The organism is Corynebacterium ureicelerivorans (assembly GCF_000747315.1).
GTDB lineage: Bacteria > Actinomycetota > Actinomycetes > Mycobacteriales > Mycobacteriaceae > Corynebacterium > Corynebacterium mucifaciens.
Genome location: NZ_CP009215.1, coordinates 1,274,545 through 1,296,974 on the forward strand (window position 1 = coordinate 1,274,545; position 22,430 = coordinate 1,296,974).

The 22,430-nt window shown below is 64.4% G+C and carries 23 protein-coding genes and 1 pseudogene; 6 read left to right on the forward strand and 18 right to left on the reverse strand.

Features of this window, described 5'->3' with window-relative positions:
• The first annotated feature begins 48 nt into the window (after positions 1-48).
• From CUREI_RS06350 to CUREI_RS06360, 3 genes are read left to right on the forward strand one after another with little or no spacing between them, the layout of a single operon-like run.
• The gene (locus tag CUREI_RS06350; RefSeq protein WP_038611750.1) at positions 49-942 is read left to right on the forward strand and encodes a polysaccharide deacetylase family protein; all 894 of its coding nucleotides are present in this window, start codon (positions 49-51) and stop codon (positions 940-942) included.
• A gap of 17 nt (positions 943-959) precedes the next feature.
• Entirely contained in the window at positions 960-1,343 is a 384-nt protein-coding gene (locus CUREI_RS11620; RefSeq protein WP_051952246.1) for a hypothetical protein, read from the forward strand.
• A gap of 3 nt (positions 1,344-1,346) precedes the next feature.
• Positions 1,347-2,231 carry a hypothetical protein gene (locus CUREI_RS06360; protein ID WP_051952247.1) on the forward strand — a complete coding sequence of 295 codons (885 nt, stop codon included), beginning with the start codon at positions 1,347-1,349 and terminating at the stop codon, positions 2,229-2,231.
• Here the strand turns inward: CUREI_RS06360 and metK are convergent.
• The 11 genes from metK to pyrR form a co-directional block, all read right to left on the reverse strand.
• The gene (gene metK, locus CUREI_RS06365) at positions 2,228-3,445 is read right to left on the reverse strand and encodes a methionine adenosyltransferase (RefSeq protein ID WP_038611753.1); all 1,218 of its coding nucleotides are present in this window, start codon (positions 3,443-3,445) and stop codon (positions 2,228-2,230) included. The two genes, CUREI_RS06360 and metK, sit on opposite strands and share 4 nt — an antisense overlap.
• Positions 3,446-3,586: 141 nt before the next feature.
• A complete protein-coding gene (gene coaBC / locus CUREI_RS06370) occupies positions 3,587-4,822 on the reverse strand; it encodes a bifunctional phosphopantothenoylcysteine decarboxylase/phosphopantothenate--cysteine ligase CoaBC (protein ID WP_038611756.1) in 1,236 nt (411 codons plus the stop codon).
• Positions 4,823-4,907: 85 nt separating this feature from the next.
• Positions 4,908-5,222 carry a DNA-directed RNA polymerase subunit omega gene (gene rpoZ / locus CUREI_RS06375; RefSeq protein ID WP_038611759.1) on the reverse strand — a complete coding sequence of 105 codons (315 nt, stop codon included), beginning with the start codon at positions 5,220-5,222 and terminating at the stop codon, positions 4,908-4,910.
• A 15-nt stretch (positions 5,223-5,237) separates the two neighbouring features.
• Positions 5,238-5,825, reverse strand: coding sequence for a guanylate kinase (gene gmk, locus CUREI_RS06380; RefSeq protein ID WP_038611762.1), 588 nt, complete (start codon positions 5,823-5,825; stop codon positions 5,238-5,240).
• A gap of 2 nt (positions 5,826-5,827) precedes the next feature.
• Positions 5,828-6,151, reverse strand: a complete 324-nt coding sequence (gene mihF / locus CUREI_RS06385) for an integration host factor, actinobacterial type (protein ID WP_038614115.1) — start codon at positions 6,149-6,151, stop codon at positions 5,828-5,830.
• Between the two features lie 202 nt (positions 6,152-6,353).
• The gene (gene pyrF, locus CUREI_RS06390; RefSeq protein ID WP_038611763.1) at positions 6,354-7,193 is read right to left on the reverse strand and encodes an orotidine-5'-phosphate decarboxylase; all 840 of its coding nucleotides are present in this window, start codon (positions 7,191-7,193) and stop codon (positions 6,354-6,356) included.
• Entirely contained in the window at positions 7,193-10,546 is a 3,354-nt protein-coding gene (carB, locus tag CUREI_RS06395; RefSeq protein ID WP_038611765.1) for a carbamoyl-phosphate synthase large subunit, read from the reverse strand. Before carB ends, pyrF begins: the two co-directional genes overlap by 1 nt.
• A gap of 18 nt (positions 10,547-10,564) precedes the next feature.
• On the reverse strand, positions 10,565-11,719 hold the full coding sequence (carA, locus tag CUREI_RS06400; RefSeq protein ID WP_038611768.1) for a glutamine-hydrolyzing carbamoyl-phosphate synthase small subunit: 1,155 nt from the start codon (positions 11,717-11,719) through the stop codon (positions 10,565-10,567).
• A 22-nt stretch (positions 11,720-11,741) separates the two neighbouring features.
• A complete protein-coding gene (locus CUREI_RS06405; RefSeq protein WP_038611771.1) occupies positions 11,742-13,025 on the reverse strand; it encodes a dihydroorotase in 1,284 nt (427 codons plus the stop codon).
• Positions 13,022-13,972: an aspartate carbamoyltransferase catalytic subunit gene (locus tag CUREI_RS06410; protein ID WP_038611774.1), complete on the reverse strand. Its 951-nt coding sequence runs from the start codon at positions 13,970-13,972 to the stop codon at positions 13,022-13,024. Before CUREI_RS06410 ends, CUREI_RS06405 begins: the two co-directional genes overlap by 4 nt.
• Entirely contained in the window at positions 13,973-14,533 is a 561-nt protein-coding gene (pyrR, locus tag CUREI_RS06415) for a bifunctional pyr operon transcriptional regulator/uracil phosphoribosyltransferase PyrR (protein WP_038611777.1), read from the reverse strand.
• A gap of 134 nt (positions 14,534-14,667) precedes the next feature.
• Here pyrR and CUREI_RS06420 point away from each other — a divergent pair, with 134 nt between their 5' ends.
• From CUREI_RS06420 to CUREI_RS06430, 3 genes are read left to right on the forward strand one after another with little or no spacing between them, the layout of a single operon-like run.
• The gene (locus tag CUREI_RS06420; RefSeq protein WP_038611780.1) at positions 14,668-15,999 is read left to right on the forward strand and encodes a TIGR01777 family oxidoreductase; all 1,332 of its coding nucleotides are present in this window, start codon (positions 14,668-14,670) and stop codon (positions 15,997-15,999) included.
• Positions 15,996-16,481, forward strand: coding sequence for a YbjN domain-containing protein (locus tag CUREI_RS06425; protein ID WP_084768216.1), 486 nt, complete (start codon positions 15,996-15,998; stop codon positions 16,479-16,481). Before CUREI_RS06420 ends, CUREI_RS06425 begins: the two co-directional genes overlap by 4 nt.
• On the forward strand, positions 16,478-16,963 hold the full coding sequence (locus CUREI_RS06430; protein ID WP_038611783.1) for a YbjN domain-containing protein: 486 nt from the start codon (positions 16,478-16,480) through the stop codon (positions 16,961-16,963). Before CUREI_RS06425 ends, CUREI_RS06430 begins: the two co-directional genes overlap by 4 nt.
• On the opposite strand, the gene CUREI_RS06435 is transcribed toward CUREI_RS06430, so the two are convergent.
• The 7 genes and pseudogenes from CUREI_RS06435 to CUREI_RS06465 form a co-directional block, all read right to left on the reverse strand.
• Positions 16,960-17,802, reverse strand: a complete 843-nt coding sequence (locus CUREI_RS06435) for a PPK2 family polyphosphate kinase (RefSeq protein ID WP_038611786.1) — start codon at positions 17,800-17,802, stop codon at positions 16,960-16,962. The genes CUREI_RS06430 and CUREI_RS06435 overlap by 4 nt on opposite strands.
• A gap of 291 nt (positions 17,803-18,093) precedes the next feature.
• Positions 18,094-18,600, reverse strand: a pseudogene (nusB, locus tag CUREI_RS06440) (transcription antitermination factor NusB); the annotation flags it as partial.
• The gene (efp, locus tag CUREI_RS06445) at positions 18,600-19,163 is read right to left on the reverse strand and encodes an elongation factor P (RefSeq protein ID WP_038611789.1); all 564 of its coding nucleotides are present in this window, start codon (positions 19,161-19,163) and stop codon (positions 18,600-18,602) included. The pseudogene nusB and the gene efp, both read right to left, overlap by 1 nt.
• Positions 19,164-19,213: 50 nt before the next feature.
• Positions 19,214-20,305 (reverse strand): aminopeptidase P family protein, encoded by a 1,092-nt coding sequence (locus CUREI_RS06450; RefSeq protein WP_038611791.1) that lies wholly within the window; start codon positions 20,303-20,305, stop codon positions 19,214-19,216.
• Complete coding sequence (gene aroQ / locus CUREI_RS06455) at positions 20,305-20,739, reverse strand: type II 3-dehydroquinate dehydratase (protein WP_038611794.1); 435 nt, start codon at positions 20,737-20,739, stop codon at positions 20,305-20,307. The genes CUREI_RS06450 and aroQ overlap by 1 nt, the downstream gene beginning before the upstream one ends.
• 2 nt (positions 20,740-20,741) lie before the next feature.
• Positions 20,742-21,794, reverse strand: a complete 1,053-nt coding sequence (gene aroB, locus CUREI_RS06460) for a 3-dehydroquinate synthase (protein WP_038611797.1) — start codon at positions 21,792-21,794, stop codon at positions 20,742-20,744.
• 18 nt (positions 21,795-21,812) lie between these two features.
• The gene (locus CUREI_RS06465; RefSeq protein WP_038614121.1) at positions 21,813-22,328 is read right to left on the reverse strand and encodes a shikimate kinase; all 516 of its coding nucleotides are present in this window, start codon (positions 22,326-22,328) and stop codon (positions 21,813-21,815) included.
• Between the last annotated feature and the right edge of the window lie 102 nt (positions 22,329-22,430).

Genomic DNA, 22,430 nt, shown 5'->3' on the forward strand with positions numbered 1-22,430 from the left:
ACTGCAGCTTCGCCCGTCAACCGTGCCCCGAAAGTCCGCTTCGCCCTCATGAAACGCCTGTGTATTGCCGTCTCGTCTGCCCTCGCCCTTGTTGCCGCAGCTGGCGTTCCTTCCGCCGCATCGGCAGACGTGGCCAAGGTGACACAGCTGGCAACGCCGAGAGACGCGCAGGTTATACCGGGCCACCCGTTCGGCCCGATTCTGGCTGAGGGCGAGGGGCTGCCTATCGACGCTAGCTCCGCCTACGTCGCCAAGCCCTCCCAGCGCACCTCCTGGGAAACACCGGCCGCGGTCACCGTGGAACCGGTACAGGAGCCCTCGCCCGCCCCGGAGCCAGCGAAGTGCTTCAATTGCGTCGCACTCACTTACGACGACGGTCCCGTTCCCGGCACCACGGAGCGGCTCCTGGACACGCTCAAACGCAAGGGCGTGCACGCGACCTTTTTCGTGGTGGGCCAAAACGCCAACGCGTACCCCGAGATTCTCCGCCGCATCCGGGACGAGGGCCACACTATCGGCAACCACTCCTATTCCCACCCAGACATGGCCCGCCAAACAGACGGCACGATCGCCGCGCAAATGGATAAGACCGACGCTGCGCTGACGGAACAGGGCGGGATCACTCCCCGCTGGATGCGCCCGCCCTACGGCTCGTACGACTCGCGCGTGGCCGCGGCCGCCGGGGCTCGCGGCATGGCGCTGGCGGTGTGGGACGTGGACACAGCTGACTGGCAGCACCGTAACACCGCGACGACGTGCCAGCGGGCGGTCGCATCCGCGCACGAGGGGGCGATCATCCTCATGCACGACATCCACGAACCCACGGTCGCGGCGGCCGAATGCGTCATTGACGGCCTGCGCGCCAAGGGGTTAAAACCGGTCGGCCTACACGAGATGATTGCACGCCCAGAAGCCGGTCACGTGTACGAAACTGCGGACTAGAACATATACTCCCGCCCGTGAGCGAACCTGAAATAAACGCCGGCCGGACCGGGTGGGTCAAGGCCGTGCCCTATACCATGCTCGCCGTCTACGCCGTCGGCCCGTTGCTGCTCATCCCTGCTGTGAGCACTCCCTGGCCGGTGGTCGGGTTCATCTTCGCGGTGGCCGCGGCCGCCGGGCTTATCGACGGCTTCGCGTTCCGCCCCAACTGGTCCCTGCCAATCCTCGCCGGCGTCGGGTTCTGGATTGCGAAGGTCCTCTACTTCAACGACGGGACATTTATCTACGCCCTGGGCGCTGCGGCTACCTGCGCAGCGGCAATGGGACTTTCACGTTTGCTCAGCGTCGGCCCGTCGACAAGCAACGCGGAAGATAGGGCCGAAGATAGGGCGGAGGCATAGCCGGTGCAGACCTGGAGCCTGGACCACCCGCAGTACGGGTTGATTGAAGTTCGCGTCGGCTTCGACCGGGACTTCGCCGCCGAGGAACCGGACTGGCCCGGCGACGAAACGGAAAAGGAAGGCACCCTGGCAACCGCCGAGAGCTCGCTGCGAGAGCGGATCAAGCTCTGGGCGGACAACCCCTCGGAACGCATGGAAGTACGCGTCGGCGGCGTGGTGCAGCACCGCTACAACGACGTGGCCAGTGCGCGGCTTCCCTTATTCGGCGAGTGTGCCCACGATACGTTGGAAACGCCGACGGGCCTTGGGACGGACCGCAACGAACCGCACCTCAAGCTGCTAGCCAGTGGGCTGGACGAGCTGCTGAGTGTGGAGTTCCGAGAAGGCCCGACCGTCGTCGAGTTCGACCCGCCCAACAGCTCCCGCGGCGCGCGGCGGCGCGAAGTGATGGAATCGAGTGAACTCAAACGCGCGCTCATTCCCATGGCGGAGGGGCTTGGCAAAGGCGGCTGGGCCTTGGCGATTCTCTTACTCGGCCCCCTTGTAAGCCGCCTGTTGGGCTGGCTGGCGCAATTCCTCCCAGAATGGGAGCTGCCGCGATGGAGTCTTCCAGACTGGCAGTTGCCCCACATCGACCTGCCGGTGCCGGATCTGCCGCAGATGCGTCTGCCGCTTCCGCACATCGACGTCCCCTCTCCCGCCCTCCCCGAAGTGCCGGAATGGGTCCTGTGGCTTGTCGAGTACAGCAAAATCTGGGTGCCGGTGGTCATCGGCGTTGCCGTCGGCGCTCTCGCACTGCGCAACCACCGGCGTTCCGAAAAAGAAAAGGCCGCCTGGCAGCACTACCAGGCGGCGGGGACCATCACGCCGGAGGAACGGGCGAACTAAATACCGGCGGCTGCTTTCAGGTCGTCGGCCTTGTCGGTGCGCTCCCACGGCACGTCGATATCCGTGCGCCCGAAATGCCCGTACGCTGCGGTCTGTGCGTAAATGGGGCGCTTTAGGTCGAGCTCGCGGATGATCGCCTGGGGGCGAAGGTCGAAGACTTTCTCCACCGCCTGCTGAATGCTCTCGTCAGTTTGCCCGGCAGCCGCTGTGCCGAACGTCTCCACGTAGAGGCCAACGGGGTTCGCCCGGCCGATGGCGTACGCCACCTGCACCTCGACGCGCTCAGCCAGCCCTGCGGCAACGATGTTCTTGGCCACCCAGCGCATGGCGTACGCGCCGGAGCGGTCGACCTTTGACGGATCCTTGCCAGAAAAAGCGCCGCCGCCGTGGCGCGCCATGCCGCCGTAGGTGTCCACAATGATCTTGCGGCCGGTCAGGCCGGCGTCGCTCATCGGGCCACCCTGAATGAAGGAACCCGAGGGGTTAATGAGCACCTTCGTGTCATCGCGGTAGTACCGCTGCAGCCCCGCGTCGTCCAGCACCCAGTTGATCACGTGCTCGCGCAGCGCCTGCTCCAGCGCCTCCCCAGTGAAGTCCGGATCGTGCTGGGTCGAGATGACGATCGTGTCGATGAATGCGGGCGTCGCGCCGTCATAGGCGAAAGTGACCTGGGTCTTGCCATCCGGGCGCAGGCCCGCCACGATTCCATCGTGGCGCACTTGGGAGAGGCGGCGTGCGAGGCGGTGCGCCGTAGAAATCGGCAGCGGCATGTATTCCGGTGTCTCGTTGGTTGCGTACCCGAACATCAGCCCTTGGTCGCCGGCACCCGTCTGGTCTTCCTCGCCAGTGGAGGTGTTCTCGCGCACTTCTTGGGACGTGATCACCGAATCGTGGATCTCGGTGGACTGATCGCCGATGGCGATGTTCACGCCGCAGCTGCGGCCGTCAAATCCGACCTCCGAGGAGTCGAACCCGATCTCCACCAACTTCTCCCGCACGATCTTGGCGATGTTCGAGTACGCGGAGGTACGCACCTCACCAGCGACATGAACCTGGCCTGTGGTCGCGAGAGTCTCGACCGCGACCTTCGCCTCAGGGTCTTGCGCAAGCATGTCGTCGAGGATGGAGTCCGAGATCGCATCGCAGATCTTGTCAGGGTGGCCCTCGGTAACCGATTCACTTGTGAACAAGCGGAAGTAGGTGTCAGTGGACAAAGCAGTCTTTCCTTCGCGTCTGAGCGGACGAGTTACGTTCCGGCGCACCACCTGGGGAATTCAGCGCAAACACGGCTGAGACGGAAACGGCACGTCGTAAGGTGAAGCCCACGATAGACCAAGCTGTCTAAGAGCGCAACGTCACCGCAGGCGGCGCTCGACTGCATCCCAGATCCGGACCGCGACTTCATGCTTGGTGCCGTCGGGAATCTCCTCTTGCCCCCCGTCCGCGCTGAGCAACCAACCGCGATTGCGGGATTGGCCGAACACGCCCCCACCCGCGACCGAGTTGACCATGAGCATGTCCGCGCCCTTGCGCCTGAGCTTCTCGCGGCCGTAATCGAGCTCATTGTCCGTCTCTGCAGCGAACCCGATGACGGTTGCGCGGGTCTGACCAGCATCACGCATCTGCACGAGCGTCTTGAGGATGTCTGGGTTTTCGGTCAGCTGGATGACAGACAAGGCCTCGTCGGCCTGGCCCTTCTTTAGCTTGGTGTCGGCCTCGGTCTCCGGGCGGAAATCCGCTACGGCCGCCGCCATGATGATGATGTCGGATTCTGGAGCACGCTCAACCATCGCGTCGCGCATGTCCCGGGTTGAGCGGACCCTGACGATCTCGGCCCCCGACGGCGGTTCCAACTGGTCGGTCGCTCCTGCCACGATGGTGACCTGCGCGCCCCGCTGCGCCGCGATGTCGCCGAGCGCGTACCCCTGCCTGCCGGAAGACCGGTTACCTATGAAACGCACCGGGTCGACGTTTTCCTGCGTACCTCCAGCGCTGATAAGCACCCGCTTGCCCGCGAGCGACGGCGAAAACGCAGCTGTGCGCTGCACCGTACGGGCAAGCTCCGCAATTACGTGCGACTCAGGCAGGCGCCCCGGGCCCGTGTCTTTACCAGTGAGTCGGCCGTGCGCGGGTTCGAGCACCGTGATCCCGCGATTGCGGAGTGTCTCCACGTTGGCTTGGGTTGCGGGGTTCAACCACATCTCAGTGTGCATGGCTGGGGCGAGGACAACTGGGCAGGTGGCCACAAGGATCGTGGTGGTGAGGAGGTCGTCCGCCCGGCCAGCCGCAACGCGAGCCAGAAAGTCGGCGGTGGCGGGAGCGACGACCACCAAGTCGGCCTCCTGCCCGAGACGCACGTGCTGCACCTCGTCGACCCGGCTGAAGACCCCGGTTTCAACCGTGTTGCCACTCAGCGCCTCGAAAGTGGCTGCACCCACGAAGCGCAGTGCGTTTTCAGTGGGTATGACGCGAACGTCCGCGCCCTGCTCTTTGAAATCGCGGACCACGTGGCAGGCCTTGTACGCGGCGATGCCACCGGATACGCCAACGATCACGTGCAGGGGTTCGGACGCGTTCGGGGCTTCACTCATGGATCCCAAGCATACAAAACGCCGCTACCCAGCTCAGCTGCTGGATAGCGGCGGGACTACGCGATGCACCGCGCGACGGGCAGGGCTACTGCCCCTCCTCGTGCTCCAGAAGGCCGGCTTCGATCTCACGGAGCGCGATAGACAGCGGCTTCTCGCCGGGCTCCGGGGACACCAGCGGTCCGACGAACTCGAAGACCCCGTCTTCAGAATTCTGGTAGAAGCTGTTGATCTGGCGGGCGCGCTTGGCGGCGAAGATGACGAGCGCGTACTTCGACGACACCTTGGTCAAAAGCTCATCGATCGGGGGCGCCGTAATGCCCTCTGGCGTGTCGTAAACGTTCTCCTGCTGGGGTTGCTCAGCAGCAGAGGTGTCAGACAGGTCCTTAGTTTCGTTGCTCACGTGTAAACCCACTCGCTAACTGTTGTTGGAAGATGTGCCTTGAAGAATATCGGCGATGGACCGCACCGCAACATCCACGTCGTCGTTGACCACCACAACGTCGAATTCACCCTGTGCGTCGAGCTCCTCGCGGGCGGTGGTGAGCCTGCGCTCAATCACCTCAGGCGTTTCAGTGCCGCGTCCGGTCAGGCGCTGCACGAGGACGTCCCAAGACGGCGGAGCGAGAAACACGGTGCGCGCCTCAGGCATCAACCGCTTGATGTTGCGAGCGCCGACTAAGTCGACCTCAACCAGCACTGGGCGGCCAACCCCCATCGCCTCCTGCACCGGGCCGGCAGGAGTGCCGGAACGCTGCAGACCGCCATGGATGTCCGCCCACTCCAGCATCTCGCCGCGGTCGATGCGGCCCTGAAAGGCCTCGGGCGTGACAAAGAAGTAGTCCTTGCCGTCCACTTCACCCGGACGCGGTGCCCGAGTTGTCATGGAAACCGAGAAGTACAGATCCGGCACGGTCTCACGCAGGCGGCTGACCACCGTCGACTTCCCCACTGCGGACGGACCGGCCAGCACGACCAGGCGCCCGCGGGGGGTCACCCCGGACACGCTTAGTTCTCTTCGTAGCCGAAGCGCTCAAGCAGCGCGCGGCGCTGACGGTCGCCGAGCCCGCGCAGACGACGGGTCTGGGCGATCTCCAGCTCCTCCATGATCTCGCGTGCCTTGACCTTGCCCACCTTCGGCATGGCCTCGAGGAGCGCGGAAACCTTCGTCTTGCCGATGATTTCGTCGGTGTCCGCCTTGTCCAAGACATCCTGCAGCGTGGTCTCGCCACGCTTCAGGGACGCCTTCAGCTCGGCGCGCGCCTTACGCGCCTCTGCCGCCTTCTCCAGGGCTGCCTTGCGCTGCTCATCGGTCAACTGTGGAAGTGCCACGGGTTCCTCCATGTGATAGTTACGAACATTGATTCAGTCCGACGTGCGCCGGATCGGGGGCTTCCTTCGCCGAATGTCATCGGTGCAATTCGCCACGTCCGGCACAGTCTAACACTGCGATTTTCAGCAGCGGCGGCGCAGAGCGAGTGCTTGACTGCATTTCTCCACGTCACCGTGCGACGGAATTAAACTACCAGGGTTTTTACTCGGCGGTAAATGCACCCTGGGGATTTCCGGATTTCACCAGGGCAGACACGCGTTTCCGCAGCTCAGGAGCATCCGGGCCTGCGGAAAGAACAGAACGCGAAACGCTTGGGAATACCAGGTGCCCGATGGATCCGGCGATCGCCTCCGCGTCCTGCATTGTCGCGCCTTGGGCGCCCACGCCAGGCATGAGGACAGGGCCGTTCAACGAGTCCAGCACCGGAGGCGTGGACACCGTGGCTCCTACAACCACGCCTACGTGCCCGACGCGCCCGCCGCTGTTGTAGGTGGCGCATTCGTCCACCATGCGCTGCGACAGCATCCGCCCGTCGATCTTCCCGGTCTGCAGTGCTACAGCCTCCGGGTTGGAATTTGCGGCCATGATAAACACGCCCTTGTGGTGCTCGGCCGCCATGTCGATGGCGGGTGCGAGTGACCCAACGCCTAGATACGGGGTCAGCGTCAGAGCATCCGCCTCCAGCGGTGCGCCAGGCGCCAGCCACGCTGCGGCATAGCCAGCCATGGTGGATCCGATGTCGCCGCGCTTCGCGTCCGCGATGACGAGGGTTCCCGCCTCGCGCAGCGCGGCCAACGTCGATTCAAGTACGGCGAACCCCGCGGCGCCGAAGCGCTCGTAAAAGGCAACTTGGGGCTTCACCACTGCCACATAGCCCGCGAATGCGTCAACGCAGATCTGCGAGAACACCCGCACGCCCTCCACGGAATCGGGCAGCCCCCACTGCTCAAGCAGTGCCGCGTGCGGGTCGATGCCCACGCACAACCGGCCGTATTCACGGCCGGCGGCGACGAGGCGCTCACCGAAAGTCAACGTGCCCATTACTCGGAGACCTTGCTGTGCTCAAGCTCCTGCAGGCTGATAACGGTGATCGCGTTACCGCGCAGCGCCTCAATACCCTGCACCGCGGCGGTCACGCCCTGCACGGTGGTCATGATCGGCACGCTCGAAACGACCGCAGCTGCGCGGATGTCGTAGCCGTCGTGGCGGGCGCCGGCGGAGCCCGCCGGGGTGTTCAGCACCAGATCGACCTCGCCGTCGAGGATGCGCTCGACGATGGACGTGCCCTCCGCACCGGCGCGCACCTCAGAAGCCTTGAGCGCGACTTCGCACTCGATGCCGTTGCGTCGCAGCATCTGCGCGGTGCCCTCAGTGGCGAGCACTTTAAAGCCCATGGTGGAAAGGCGCTGAATGGGGAAAATCAGCGTGCGCTTGTCGCGGTTGGCCAGCGAGACGAACACCGTGCCCTCCGTGGGCAGCTCCCCGAATGCCGCGGCCTCAGCCTTGGCGTACGCCACACCGAAGGACGGCGCCAAGCCCATCACCTCGCCGGTGGACTTCATCTCCGGGCCGAGGATGGTGTCCAGCACCGCGCCGTCCGGACGGCGGAAGCGGGTAAACGGCAGCACCGCTTCCTTCACGGCAATCGGGTGCTCGAGCGGCAGGGAGCCGCCGTCGTAGTCGCGGGGGATGAGGCCTTCGTCGCGCAGCTCCGCAATAGTTGTGCCGAGCATGATGCGGGCGGCTGCCTTCGCCAAGTGCACGCCAGTCGCTTTGGACACGAATGGCACGGTGCGCGAGGCGCGCGGGTTTGCCTCGATGACGTAAAGGATGTCGTCCTTCAGGGCGAACTGCACATTCATCAGGCCCTTCACACCGATGCCGTGCGCGAGCGCCTCTGCGGAGCGGCGAACCCTGTCAATGTCGTCGGGTCCGAGCGTCATCGGCGGCAGGGCGCACGCGGAGTCGCCGGAGTGGATACCCGCTTCCTCGATGTGCTCCATCACGCCGCCGAGGTAAACATCCGTGCCGTCGCACAGCACGTCCACGTCGATCTCGATCGCGTTGTCCAAGAAGCGGTCCACCAGCACCGGGTGATCCGGAGAAAGCTCGGTGGCACGGTCGATGTAATCGCGCAGGTTCTGCTCGTCGTAGACAATCTCCATACCGCGGCCGCCCAGCACGTAGGAGGGTCGCACCAGCACCGGGTACCCGATGCGGTCGGCCACTTCGCGCGCGCCTTCGAAGGTGGTCGCGGTGCCGTATGCCGGTGCCGGCAGGTTGGCTACAGAGAGCACCTCACCGAACTCGCCGCGGTCCTCCGCCAAGTCAATGGCCTTGGGCGAGGTGCCCACGACCGGCACACCGGCATCTTCAAGTCGCTGAGCCAGGCCAAGCGGGGTCTGCCCGCCGAGCTGCACGATGACACCCGCGACGGTGCCGGTGGCGGCCTCGGCGCGGTAGACCTCCATGACGTCTTCGAACGTGAGCGGCTCGAAGTAGAGGCGGTCTGCAGTGTCGTAGTCGGTGGAGACGGTCTCGGGATTGCAGTTGACCATCACCGTCTCGTAGCCCACTCGGGACAGCTCGAGAGCTGCGTGGACGCAGGAGTAATCGAACTCGATGCCCTGGCCGATGCGGTTCGGGCCGGAGCCAAGGATGATCACCTTCTCCTTGTCGCTCTGCCCGCCGCGGGCGTTGCGTACCTCGGACTCGGCGTCCGGGTCCAGCTCGTACGCCGAGTAGTGGTACGGCGTCTGCGCCTCGAATTCACCCGCGCAGGTGTCGACGGTCTTGTACACGGGGTGGATGCCCAAGGACCAGCGCAGCGAACGCACGCCGTCCTCCCCTGCCAGTTCAGGACGCAGCGCGGCGAGCTGGGCGTCGGACAGCCCGTAGGATTTCGCCTCGCGCAGGAGGTCGGCGTCCAGCACCGGCGCGTCGATAAGCACCTGCCTGAAGTCGATGAGCGCCTCGAGCTCGGCGAGGAACCACGGGTCGATGCCGCTCGCTTCGTGGACCTGCTCGACGGATGCGCCGAGTCGGAGCGCGAGCTCGACGTCGTAGAGACGCTTGTCGGTCGGCACCTTGAGGTCATCGAGTACTGCGGCAACGTCGGTCGCGCGCTCACCGGCGAAGTACTCGTCCGGCTTGGTCCAGAAACCGTTCGGCTTATCCTCCATGGACCGCATGACTTTGTTTAGGCCCTGGATGTAGTTGCGGCCGATGCCCATGGCCTCGCCCACCGCCTTCATCGAGGTGCCCAGGGTCTCGTCGGAGCCCGGGAACTTCTCAAAGGCGAAGCGCGGCATCTTCACAATCACGTAGTCGAGCGTCGGCTCGAACGCCGCGGGGGTCACTCCGGTGATGTCGTTGGTGATCTCGTCGAGGGTGTAACCGATGGCGAGCTTCGACGCGATCTTCGCAATCGGGAAGCCCGTTGCCTTCGACGCCAGTGCGGAAGACCGGGACACGCGCGGGTTCATCTCGATGGTGATGATGCGGCCGTCGGTCGGGTTAACGGCGAACTGGATGTTGCAGCCGCCGGTGTCCACGCCGACTTCGCGGATGATGGCAATGCCCTGGTCGCGCATGGTCTGGTACTCGCGGTCCGTCAGCGTCAGCGCCGGTGCCACCGTGACAGAGTCGCCGGTGTGCACGCCGAGTGCGTCCACGTTCTCGATGGAGGCAACGACCACGACGTTGTCGTCGCCGTCGCGCATGAGCTCAAGCTCGAACTCCTTCCAGCCCAGGATGGATTCCTCGATGAGGACGTTCGCCTCTGGGCTCGCTTCCAGGCCGCCGCCGGCGATCCGGTCCAAATCTTCCATGGTGAACGCGAGGCCAGAACCCAGGCCGCCCATGGTGAAGGACGGGCGCACCACCACCGGCAGGCCCAGCTCTGCAACGGTCTCGTGGACCTCGTCCATGTTGAAGCAGACGCGGGAGCGGGCGGATTCGCCGCCGATCTTCGCCACAATATCCTTGAACTTCTGACGGTCCTCGCCGCGCTCGATCGCGTCGATGTTCGCACCGATGAGCTCGACACCGTGCTTGGCCAAGATTCCCTGGCGGTCAAGCTGGATCGCAGCGTTGAGCGCGGTCTGGCCGCCGAGGGTGGCCAAAATTGCGTCGACAGGGTGCCCCTGCTCCGCCTCGCGCGCGAGAATCTTGTCGATGTAGGACGGCTCAATCGGCTCCACGTAGGTGTGGTCCGCGAATTCCGGGTCAGTCATGATCGTCGCCGGGTTGGAGTTGATCAGGGTGACGCGCAGCCCCTCTTCCTTGAGCACGCGGCAGGCCTGGGTGCCGGAGTAGTCGAATTCGCAAGCCTGGCCGATCACGATGGGGCCAGAGCCGATGACCAGGACGTGGTTAATGTCGTCGCGTTTCATGTGTTTCCCTTCCTGGTTTTACGCGTTCTTCTGAGAGGTGCTCATCAGCTCGATGAACTGGTCGAAGAGGGGGTTTGCGTCGTGCGGGCCAGCCGCAGACTCGGGGTGGTACTGCACCGAGTACGCCATGCCGCTTTCCAGCGCCACGCCCTCCACGACGCCGTCGTTCAGGCAGGTATGCGTAATGACGGCGGTGCCGAAATCGGTGTCGAAGGTTCCGCCTGCGCCGACGCCGTCCGGCGCCTTGAGCGCAAAACCGTGGTTCTGCGAGGTGATGTCGATCTTGCCGGTGAGGTGGTTTTTCACCGGAACGTTCACGCCACGGTGGCCGAACTTCATCTTGTACGTTTCCAGCCCCAGCGCGCGGCCGAGAATCTGGTTGCCGAAGCAGATGCCGAAAAACGGCACGCCCTGCTCGATGACCTCGCGGACAGCCTCCACCATCGTGTCGGCCGTCGCCGGGTCGCCCGGGCCGTTGGAGACGAATACGCCGTCCGGGTTGTACTTCTGCACCTCGGCAAACGGGGTGTTGGCCGGCACGACCACCGTTTCAATTCCGCGCTTGGCAAAGTGGCCGGGCGTGGCGGTTTTGATGCCCATGTCATAGGCCACCACTGTGAAGCGCTTCTCGCCCACTGCCTCGATGGTGTACGGCTGGTCCGTAGAGACGTCCGCGGCGAGGTCCGCGCCCTCCATGGACGGCTGCCCCTGCACCTTCGCCACCAGCGTATCGACGTCCTGACGGGCTTCCTCACCCGTGAAGATGCCTGCCGCGATGGAACCGTAATTGCGCAGGTGGCGCACCAGTGAGCGGGTGTCCACCCCACGGATGCCGGTGATGTCCTGGGCACGCATTTCCTCTTCGAGGCTGCGCGCAGCGCGCCAGTTTGAGACGCGGCGGGACAGGTCGCGGACGACAAGCCCCGCAACCCAAATGCGGTTGTCGTGGGACTCGTTGTCCTCGTCGTTCCAGCCGGTGTTGCCGATTTGCGGCGCGGTGGTCACCACGATCTGGCGGTGGTACGACGGGTCCGTCATGGTCTCCTGGTACCCGGTCATTGCGGTGGTGAAGACGGCCTCACCGAAGACGGTGCGCTCTGCGCCGAATGCGTAGCCGGGAAAGGTCGCGCCATCGGCCAGGACCAGCACGGCCGGGATTCGTTGTTCCTTCATTGCTTCTTCTTTCACTTTCCGTTTAGTCCTGCTGTGCGCCGTAAGTCTGGGTGCCGCGCAGCCAGGTGGCGGTAGCGCGTGCGCTGAATTCAATGCCTTCGTACGGCGTGTTCGAGGCCTTGGACGCCATCTCCTCGCCGCGGGCGGTCCACGGCGACTGCGGGTCGACCAACACCAGGTTGGCCGGCTCGCCGACTGCAATCGGGCGACCCTGGTCCTGGAGGCGAAGGATCTCGGCGGGGCGCTCGCTCATTACTTTGGCCACGAAACGCCAGTCCGCCAGACCGGTTTCCACGAAGACCCGGTGCACGACTGCCAAGGAGGTTTCCAAACCGAGCATCCCGGGCTTGGCGTGCTCGAACTCGACGCACTTGTCCTCGGAGCCGTGCGGCGCATGGTCGGTGGCCACAACGTCGACCGTTCCGTCGAGTAGCGCCTGCTTGAGCGCCTCGGCGTCGCGAGCCTCACGCAGCGGCGGGTTGACGCGGTAGAGGCCGTCGTAGGTCTTGAGCTGCTCGTCGGTGAGCAGCAGGTGGTGCGGGGTGACCTCCGCAGTGACCTCGATGCCTTGGTCCTTGGCAAAACGCAGCAGCTGCACGGTGCCCTCTGTGGAGGCGTGGCACAGGTGATAGCGCCCGCCGTAGTCGCGGGTCATGATCGCGTCGCGGGCGACGATGGATTCCTCCGCCACACGCGGCCAGCCGCGCAAACCCAGGCGCGCGGCTTGCTCGCCCTCGTGGGCGACAGCACCAGCTGTCATTCGGTGGTCCTCGGCGTGCTGCGCGAGGACGACGTCGTGGGCCTTCGCGTACTCAATGGCACGGCGCATCAGCTGCGGGTCGTTGACGCACTTCCCGTCATCGGAGAACATGCGCACACCGCTACGCGCCATGAGACCGATCTCGGTGAGCTGCTCGCCCTCCAACCCCTGAGTGATGGATCCGACCGGGTAGACGTCGCATTTGCCGTACGTCTGGCCCTTCTCCCACACCGCCTCAGCTAGGAACGGCTGGTCGATCACCGGGTTGGTGTTGGCCATGGTGAACACGGCGGTGAACCCGCCCTTCGCGGCGGCGTCAGAGCCGGTAGCAATGGTTTCGGTGTCCTCGCGGCCCGGCTCGCGCAGGTGGACGTGCATATCCACCAGGCCTGGCAGGAGCACGTTTCCGCCGCAGTCGATCACTTCATCTGCGTCGTCGAAGCGGTTGTCACCAATCGCCTCAATGACGCCGCGGGTGACGTCGATGAGAATGTTGGTCGCGTCCTCACCGTACGGGCGGACATTGTTGAGCGCGAGCGTGGTCACTTCGTTGCTCCTTCCTCGTTAGCTGGCCGGTCGCCAGAGCCTGCGAGCAGGGTGAACAGCACGGCCATGCGGGTGTAGACGCCGTTGGACACCTGGCCAAGCACGACGGCGTTGCCGCGGTCCGCGACGTCGAAGTTGATCTCCATGCCGCGCAGCATCGGGCCCGGGTGCATGATCAACGCGGAATCTTTCATCCGGTCCGCGCGTGCTTTGCTCAGCCCATAGAGGGTGGCGTACTCGCGGTGCGACGGGAAGAACCCGCCCTGCATCCGCTCGGCTTGCACGCGCAGCATCATGACCACATCCGCGTTCTCGATTTCGGCGTCGAAGTCGTACGCCATGCGCGCCGGCCAAAACTCCACGCCGGTTGGCAGCAACGTCGGCGGTGCGACGAGTACGACGTTCGCGCCCAGGGTGTGCAGGAGGTCCACGTTGGAGCGGGCCACGCGGGAATGCAGGATGTCGCCGACGATGAGGACGGTCTTGCCGGCAACGTCGCCAATGTGCTGGCGCATGGTGACAGCGTCCAGCAGCGCCTGGGTAGGGTGCTGGTGCTGACCGTCACCGGCGTTGATGATGCTGGTCTCCGGCAGCCATGTCCGCAGCAGCTGCGCCGCGCCGGATGCGGGGTGACGCATGATGATCGCGTCGGCGCCGACAGACGCCAACGTTGCCGCCGTGTCCTTCAAGGACTCGCCTTTTTTCACGGACGAGCTCGACGCCGAGATGTTGATCACGTCCGCGCTCATCCACTTGCCCGCGGTCTCGAACGAGGAACGGGTGCGGGTGGAGTTTTCGTAGAACAGCGTCATCACCGTGCGCCCGCGCAGCGTGGGCAGCTTTTTGATCTCGCGGCCGTCCAGCGCCTCGCGGAACCTGTCCGCCTCGTCCATGAGCCCCACAATCTCGTCGCGGCTCAAGTCTGCGATGTCAATGAGGTGTTTCATCTATCCCTCTCTTTCCAGGGCCACCCGGTCCACGGCGTCCAGCGGCGTCAGCGCAACGGTGACGTCCTCGTCCTTGGAGGTCGGGATGTTTTTGCCCACGTAATCTGCGCGGATCGGCAACTCGCGGTGGCCGCGATCCACCAACACGGCCAGCTGGATTGCGCTGGGGCGGCCGATATCGCGTAGCGAATCAAGGGCCGCCCGGATGGTGCGCCCGGAATAGAGCACGTCGTCGACGAGGATGACTACAGCGCCATCAATATCGACTGGGATGTGTGTCGGCCGCAGCGCGCGGTGCGGCCGGTTGCGCAGGTCGTCTCGGTACAGGGTCACGTCGAGGCTGCCAACAGGGATAACAACCCCGGAAAACTCCTCCACCGCTGCCGCAATCCGCTGCGCCAGCGGCACTCCCCCCGACGGAATGCCCAGCAGCACTACCTGCGGGCTCGCAGCGTCATCCAACGCCGTCTTCTCTATAACCTGGTGCGCGATGCGTGCAACAGTGCGGCCAACGTCTTGCGCGTTCAGCAACTCGACGGTCGACCGTTCATTTCCACTCATCGAACCTCCTTCCCCGCCTCGCTGTGCGGAATTTAAAGGATGTTGACAACGGCCCCGGTAACCGGATCCGTCTGTAGTCTTGGGACCGGCACTTACAGTAGCACCCTCCCCGATTGACCGCGAAGGATGAACCCATGGGCATTCACGCCGAGTACACCCTCCCCTTCCCCCGCGAGGACGTCTGGCGCTGGCACACCCGGCCAGGTGCTGTCACGCGGCTAACTCCCGGTTTTCTGCCCATGCGGGTGCAAAGCGAAGCGGCGTCGATACGCAACGGCACAACCGTGTTCAGCCTCCCCGCCGGCATGCAGTGGAAAGCCCACCACCTCGCTGACGGCTACACCGCAGGCCACAAATTCACCGACATCGCCGCCAACCAGCCACTACGCACTGCGACGCAATGGCGGCACGAGCACCGCTTCGAAGACGCTGGCCAGGGCACATTGCTTATCGACGACGTGTCCGCGACCATCCCAGAAACGGTGCTCCGACCCGCATGGGCGTACCGCCAGCGTCAACTCCTGGAGGATCTGAAGTTCATCGCGTCGCTGCCCGACGCAGAGCCGAAGACGGTAGCCATGACTGGCTCGAGCGGACTGGTGGGTACGCACCTGCGCGCGCAGTTGACGACGGCCGGCCACTCCGTGATCCCGCTGGTACGCGGCGAGGCGGGTCCGGGCGAGCGCCACTGGGACATGGACAACCCCGCACCTGATCTGCTCGCTGGCGTGGATGGGGTGATCCACCTCGCAGGCGAGAGCATTATGGGGCGATTCACCGAGGACAAGAAGCGCAAGATCCGCGACTCCCGCATTGAGCCGACAAGGAAACTTGCCCAGCTTTCTGCGGATTCCGGTGTGGGCGTCTTTGTCGGTGCGTCTGCCGTCGGTTACTACGGCACTGATGCGGGTGGCTTCCCGCACACCGAAACAGACGGTCCCGGCGCAGGGTTTCTGGCCGACGTCTGCGCGGCGTGGGAAGACGCGGCGCAGGCGGAAGGCATCAGGACCGTCAATATCCGCACCGGCCTCGCCCTGTCCGGCGCGGGTGGGCTGCTGCCCGTGCTCAAAGCGAGCGTCAACGCCGGGCTGACCGCACAGTTCGGAGCCGGCGACTTCTGGATGAGCTGGGTCGCGCTCGACGATCTGACCGACCTCTACACCCGCGCGCTGCTCGACGACACGGTCTCCGGCCCGGTGAACGCGACCGCGCCGGAGCCGGTGACAAACGCGCAGATGTCCGAGCAGCTCGCTGAGCTGCTGCGTCGGCCTGACGTGCTGGCCATCCCGACGTTCGGCCCGAAGCTACTCCTCGGCGATGAGGGCGCCCGCGAGTTGGCGCTGGCTGACCAACGGGTTGTGCCCGCCGCGGCGACGGAGCGCGGCTGGCAGTTCCGCTACCCCACTTTGGAGGCGGCGCTGCGCCACGAGCTCGGGAAAGAGCAACTGCTAGTCTCGCAGGCGTGAGTACAGACCAGACCGAAGCCTCCGCCCCGCGGGGAGAGCACCCGGAACGCAACGCGACCGAGCCAGTCACCCCGCAAGCCGTTGCCGCAATCTTTGAAGAGGAAAACCTCGAGTACCGCATCGAGGACAGCGCGGTGCGGTCGGGGTTTGTCAACGCCGCGATCGTCGTTGCCGTCGACGGCGACCACCTCGTCTTCGAGGCTTTATGGCGGGGCGAGTTCCCCCGCGACCTCGCACCGAAAGTGCTCTACGCTTGCAACGAGCACAACCAGACGCACTTCGCCCCAACTCTGCGCTTCTTCGAGCGCGGCGAGGACCAGCTAGCGGTCAGCGCAATCCGCTCGCTGCGTGTGGCGGAGGGCGCGTCCTTTAATCAGCTCGGTGCGTTTATCGTCAGCTCCATTGACGCAACCCTGCAAGCCTTCGACTTCCTAGCCGCCACATTCCCGTCCGTTGTTACCTGGGAGGAACCGCAGCAATGAGTAACGTCACGCTCGTGACCATCGACCGCGTTATCGCCGCCATGGCCGGCCGCGGTGTGGAAGTCACCGACGATCCCTCGGGGCGCGCAGGCCACGCGAATGTCAACGGCTACAACCTGCTGTTCGTCCTGCTGGACTCTGTCCTCATCGTCCGTGCGGACTCGGTGACTGACACCCCGTCGGACACGGCTGACGCGACGCTGTACCTAGCCGCTAATCAGGTCAACAGTTCGTACCTGGACGCCCGTGCCATAGTAGTCAATCGGACTGAGAACCTCGTCGTACGCACTGAGGCTGAGATTCAAGTTGGGGCCGGCCTGTCTGAGGTCCAGCTCGAGCATGCCCTGCAGGCCGCGGTGGATGGTGTCTTAGAAACGCAGGACGCGATGCGCGCGCTCGTCAGCGAGATCCAGCAGCAGGCGGAATCCGCCGGCCTCACTCCCAACCCGGACACGGGCGCAGAAAGCGGCACGACGAACTAGGAGTTTGCGAGGCGCTCGAGTTCAACTTCCGGGTCAAAGTTGGCTTCCGGCCAGTTGAGGCCGAGCGACTGGAGCGCGTCATACAGCAACGTTTTCACTACCGTGCGGCAGTACGTCTTATTGTCGGACGGGATGCAGTACCACGGAGCGGCTTCTGTCGATGTGCGCGTCAGGGCGATTTGGTAGGCGGCCATGAACTGGCTCCACAGCTTCCGGTCATCGATGTCGGACGGGTTGTACTTCCAATGCTTGTCCGCGCGCTCGATACGCTCCTTCAGGTTTTCGGCTTGAAACTCGCGGGAGATGTGGGGCATGACCTTGATAATCTTTGTGCCCCGCGCTGCAAGCTGATTTTCGAAGTCGACGATCGCGCCGTAGCGACGCTCGATCTCCTCCGGCGGAGCCATCTGTTTGACCCGCTGCACGAGCACGTCCTCGTAGTGGGAACGGTCAAAGACGGCAATCTGCCCAGGCTCGGGAAGATGGGGGGTGAGGCGCCAGAGAAAGTCGTGCGCCGCTTCCTCCTCCGTCGGCGGACCGAACGCGTGCACATGCACGCCTTGAAGGTCCATGGTGGCCCCAACGACGTGGCGGACGATGCCGCCTTTGCCTGCGGTGTCCATACCCTGCAATACGAGCAGCACTGACCCTGCGTTGTCGTTGCCTGCTCGGCCGTTGGCGTAGAGCCTCTCTTGCAGCTGCGAAAGCTCCTCATCGTATTCGTGGAACGCGTCCTCGACGTCCGAAACGCCCGGTGTTGCCGCCGGATCGACATCTGCCAACTGGAAGTTGGGGCCGACCTTGAACTGCTCCGCCTCCTCGACAGTCAGTTTTGACATGTCGGTTCCTTTCTCGCTCAGCCCCTGCCTTGGCGGCTACGAATTGGAAAAGAGGCTGAGCACCGCCTCCCTTCCGGAAGTCGCTCAACCTCTCTTGTGCATCACTAGATTGCGCTAGCTGCGGGTGTCGTCCGCACCCGGCTCCACATCCTCCGTGGACGCTGCGATTTGCCGCGCCTCTTCGGCGCCTTCTGCTTCCACGTTTCCGTTCTCAAGTTGCTCACCCGGCGTCTGTGCCACGTCCGGCTGTGCCTCCCCAGACCCGCGCTCTGGCGTTGTGCTGGCCTTTGCCGTTTCGGCGTCAGAGTCCTCCTCCACGGGGTAGGCATCCTCCGCCTCTTCCCCCGCGAACGGCGCGTTGGTGGCGGAGCGCTGGGCGATACCGTCCAACACAACGTTGATGTACGGGGCAGCATCTGCGCCGGAGTATTCCGCCGCCATCTCCACGCCTTCCTTGATGGAGACGGGCGCGTCGACCTCGTCGTTGAACAGAATCTCCCACGCCGCAACGCGAAGGATCTGGCGGTCTACCGCTGGCAGGCGGAACAACTCCCAGTCCGCAGAGAGATAGCGTTCGATCGCGTCATCGAGATCGTCCAGCTTCTCCGCGGCGCCAGAGACGATGGTGCGGGTGTACTCCGCGACCGGTGCAACGGCATTCGCGGGGTTCTTCGCAAGCTGCACTCGGTCTTCTACCACCGCTACCGGGTCAAGGTCCCTGGTTTCTGCCTCGAAGAGGATGTCCACTGCCCGGCGACGCGCGCGGTACCGCGCGCCGTGACGTTTGTAATCGGGCATTAGTTGTTCACGCGGGACAGGTAGTCGCCGGTGCGGGTGTCCACCTTGACCACGTTGCCCGTCTCCAAGAACAGCGGAACCTGGATTTCGGCACCAGTTTCCAGCGTCGCCGGCTTGGTACCGCCGGTGGAGCGATCGCCCTGGAGGCCCGGTTCGGTGTGCTCAATCTTCAGGTCGACCGAGATCGGCAGCTCCGCAAACAGCGCCTCGCCCTCGTGGAACGACACCTGCACGCGCATGTTCTCCAGCAGGAAGCGAGCAGACTCACCGAACTTGTCGGCCGGAAGCTCGTACTGCTCGTACGTCTTGTCGTCCATGACAACGTAGTTGGTGCCGTCGTTGTAGAGGTACGTCATGTCGCGGCGATCAACCGTTGCGGTTTCCACCTTGACGCCGGCGTTGAAGGTTTTGTCCACAGTCTTGCCGGAGACGACGTCCTTCAGTTTGGTGCGCACGAACGCCGGGCCCTTTCCCGGCTTGACGTGCTGGAACTCAATGATCTGCTGCAGCTTGCCTTCGTTCTTCAGCACCAGGCCGTTCTTGAAATCGGCTGTAGTTGCCATATGGGTACCTTCCTCCTGGGAGTGTCGGGGCGTGTGCAAACACAGCAATGTTACAGCACGGTCAAATCCTTGGTGTAGTCCGTGATGACCTTCGGAGCAGCAGCAGTGATGATAAGCGTGTCTTCGATTCTCACGCCGGCCTTACCGGGAATGTAGATCCCCGGCTCGATGGTCAGGGTCATGCCCTCCGCCAGCGTGCCCTCGCCTGTCTTCGCGGCGCTGGGGGCCTCGTGGACGTCCAGGCCCACGCCGTGACCCGTAGAGTGCACGAAGTACTCCCCATACCCAGCGTCTTCGATCACGTCGCGGCAGGCTTTGTCCACGTCCGCCAATTTCGCACCGGGCACCGCGGCTTTGACGCCGGCGAGCTGCGCGGCAAGAGTGACCTCGTAAATCTTATGTTCGAGCGATCCGATCTCGCCGATTGCAAACGTGCGCGTCATGTCCGAGTTGAATCCGAGGCGGTGCATGCCGAAATCGATGGTGACCAAGTCGCCCTCAGCGATGACGCGGTCGCCTGCACCGTGATGCGGCTTGGCGGAGTTCGGCCCCGACGCGACAATCGTGTCGAAGCTGACGCGCTCTGCGCCCAGCACCCGCATGCGATACTCCAGGTCCGCGGCGACCTCGCGTTCGGTGCGACCAGCCCGCAGCTCTCCCGCGCCCAAAAGCTCGTCCAGCGCCCGGACAGAAAGCTCGGCGGCTTCCGTCAGTCGGGTGAGCTCCACGTTGTCCTTCGTCAGGCGGATATCTTCAATGACACCGCTAACCGGTACGAGGGTCACGCCGTCTGGGCACGCCTCACGCAACTTCTCCAGCAACGAAACAGAGACGTAATCGGCCTCGAAGCCGACGCGGTGGCCGTCCGCAGCCTTGGACAGCATGGCTACGGCGACGTTGCGCTCGATCGCAGCTTGGATGTCCGGCACTTCCTCGGCGATCTGCGTGGTGTACCGCCCGTCGGTGGCAATGGCGGCGGTGCGGTCCTTCGACACCAGCATCGCGCCGTTCGAACCCGAAAAGCCGGAAAGATACCGCACATGGGTCAGGTGCGTGACCAGCATGTCGTCGATGCGGCGCTCCGCCAGCTTCGTGGACAGTTTGCGGCGGCGATCCTCAAATCGGGTGTCTGCCAGTGCCATCAGAGCCTCCTTGCGTAGTAGTCGAGCGCGAGCCGGTAGCCGTCCACCCCCAGCCCCGCGATCACGCCTTTGGCGATCGGCGACAGGTAGGAGTGCGCCCTGAACGGCTCGCGTGCATGCACGTTGGAAATGTGCACCTCGATAAAGCCGTGGTGATCTTCCAGTTCTACCAGCGCGTCGCGCAGCGCGACGGAGGTATGGGTAAATCCGCCGGGGTTGATGATCACGGCCCACCCGTTGTCCGCTGCCTCGTGGACCCAGCCGATCAGCTCGCCTTCGTGGTTGGACTGGCGGCATTCCACGTCCACGCCGAGCTCGGCGCCGCGCTCGAGCAGCTGCTTCTCGACGTCAGCAAGCGTCACCGACCCATAGATCTCCGGCTGACGTTTTCCCAACCTGTTCAGATTGGGACCATTAAGCACAAGGATGTTCATCGCTACTCCGAAATCGCCTCGTAGGCCTCGCGCATCTCTTCCACCGTCGCGTCTTCCAGCCGGGTGCACGACCCGAGACCGTCAAGGACAACGAAACGGATGCGCCCGTCCCGGTTCTTCTTATCCAGCAACATCGCGTCGTAGAGCTCATCAAACGCGCCCGCCTCGTAGCGGGTGGGCAGCCCGGCGCCCGTGAGGATCTGCTCATGGAGGGCAACCAACGCTTCGTCGATAAGTCCCCGGCGCTGCGCGAGGTGCGCGACAAACATCATGCCCACCGCGACTGCGTTGCCGTGGCGCCAGGTGTAATTCTCCCGTCGTTCAATCGCGTGACCGAGTGTGTGGCCGTAGTTGAGAATCTCTCGCAGACCCGATTCCTTCAGGTCCTGGCCCACCACGTTCGCTTTGACTGCGACGGAGCGCTCCACCAGTTCAGGCCAGTGCTCTCGGGGGCCTTGCTGGTAAAGCTCGAGGATTCGCGGGTCAGCGATAAAACCGGTCTTGATCAGTTCCGCCGAGCCCGAAACCACCTCGGCGTGCGGCAGAGTATCAATGCGGCCCAAGTCGATGAACACGCTATCCGGCTCGTGGAATGCGCCGACGAGGTTCTTGCCGGAAGCGGTGTTGATGCCGGTTTTCCCACCGACCGCCGCATCCACCATGGCCAGCAGCGTGGTTGGCACCTGCACGACCTTGATGCCCCGCATCCAGGTTGCGGCGGCGAATCCCGCGAGGTCCGTGGCGGCACCGCCACCCAGGCCTACGACGACATCCTGGCGCGAGAAGGCTTTCCCTCCGAGCGTGTCCCACAGGCCCGCCAACACGTCCAAGTCTTTACCCGCCTCCGCGTCCGGAACGCAGACTGCGACAGGCTCGGCACCCTCCGCCATGACGAGCGCCGACAGTTGCTGTGCAACAGGTTGCAACGGCGCCTGGTGCACGATCAACGCACGTCGTGCTCCGACCTCGGCGACGCGCTGCGCGACATCAGCTAAGTTATCGCGCTCGATGTGGATCGAGTACGGGTTCGCACCCGTGACTTCTACGACAGCCATGTGGCACGCCCTTCTTCGTTAATCCGCCTCGATGAACCCGAGGATCTCCGCCACCACGCGCTGCAGCGGCCGCTCGTCCGTACGCACGCGGAACGTCGCGACCTCACGGTAGTACGGCTCCCGTTCGACGACGAGCTCGCGGTACCGCTGCTCCCGGTCCTCCCCATCGAGCACCGGGCGGGTGTTGTCGTCGGCGGTGCGCCGAATGCCCTCCTCCGCACTGACGTCAATCCACACCACGGTGTGGCGTTGCAACAGCGCGCGCACCTCCTCAGTGACAACGGAGCCGCCGCCGAGGCTGACTACTCCCCCGGTGGCCAACGCGCGGGCGACGTAGCCGATTTCGAGCTCGCGAAACGCGTCCTCGCCAAGCTCGGCGTACACCTCGCCACACGCTTTGCCCTCCCCTTGCTCGATTAGCACATCGGAATCAACGATGGGGAGGTTGAGGGCGCTTGCAACCCTGCGCCCGATGGTGGATTTACCCGATCCCGGCAGGCCGACGAGTACGACGCGGGGAGCCGAGTTCACCATTGCCGGCGCCGCTGCGACCAACTCCGTTGCACTGGGTGCGTCGTGCTCATTGAAGGGGGTTGCGTTGTCGAAAGCGCTGTCATCCACCACATCGTTCACGAT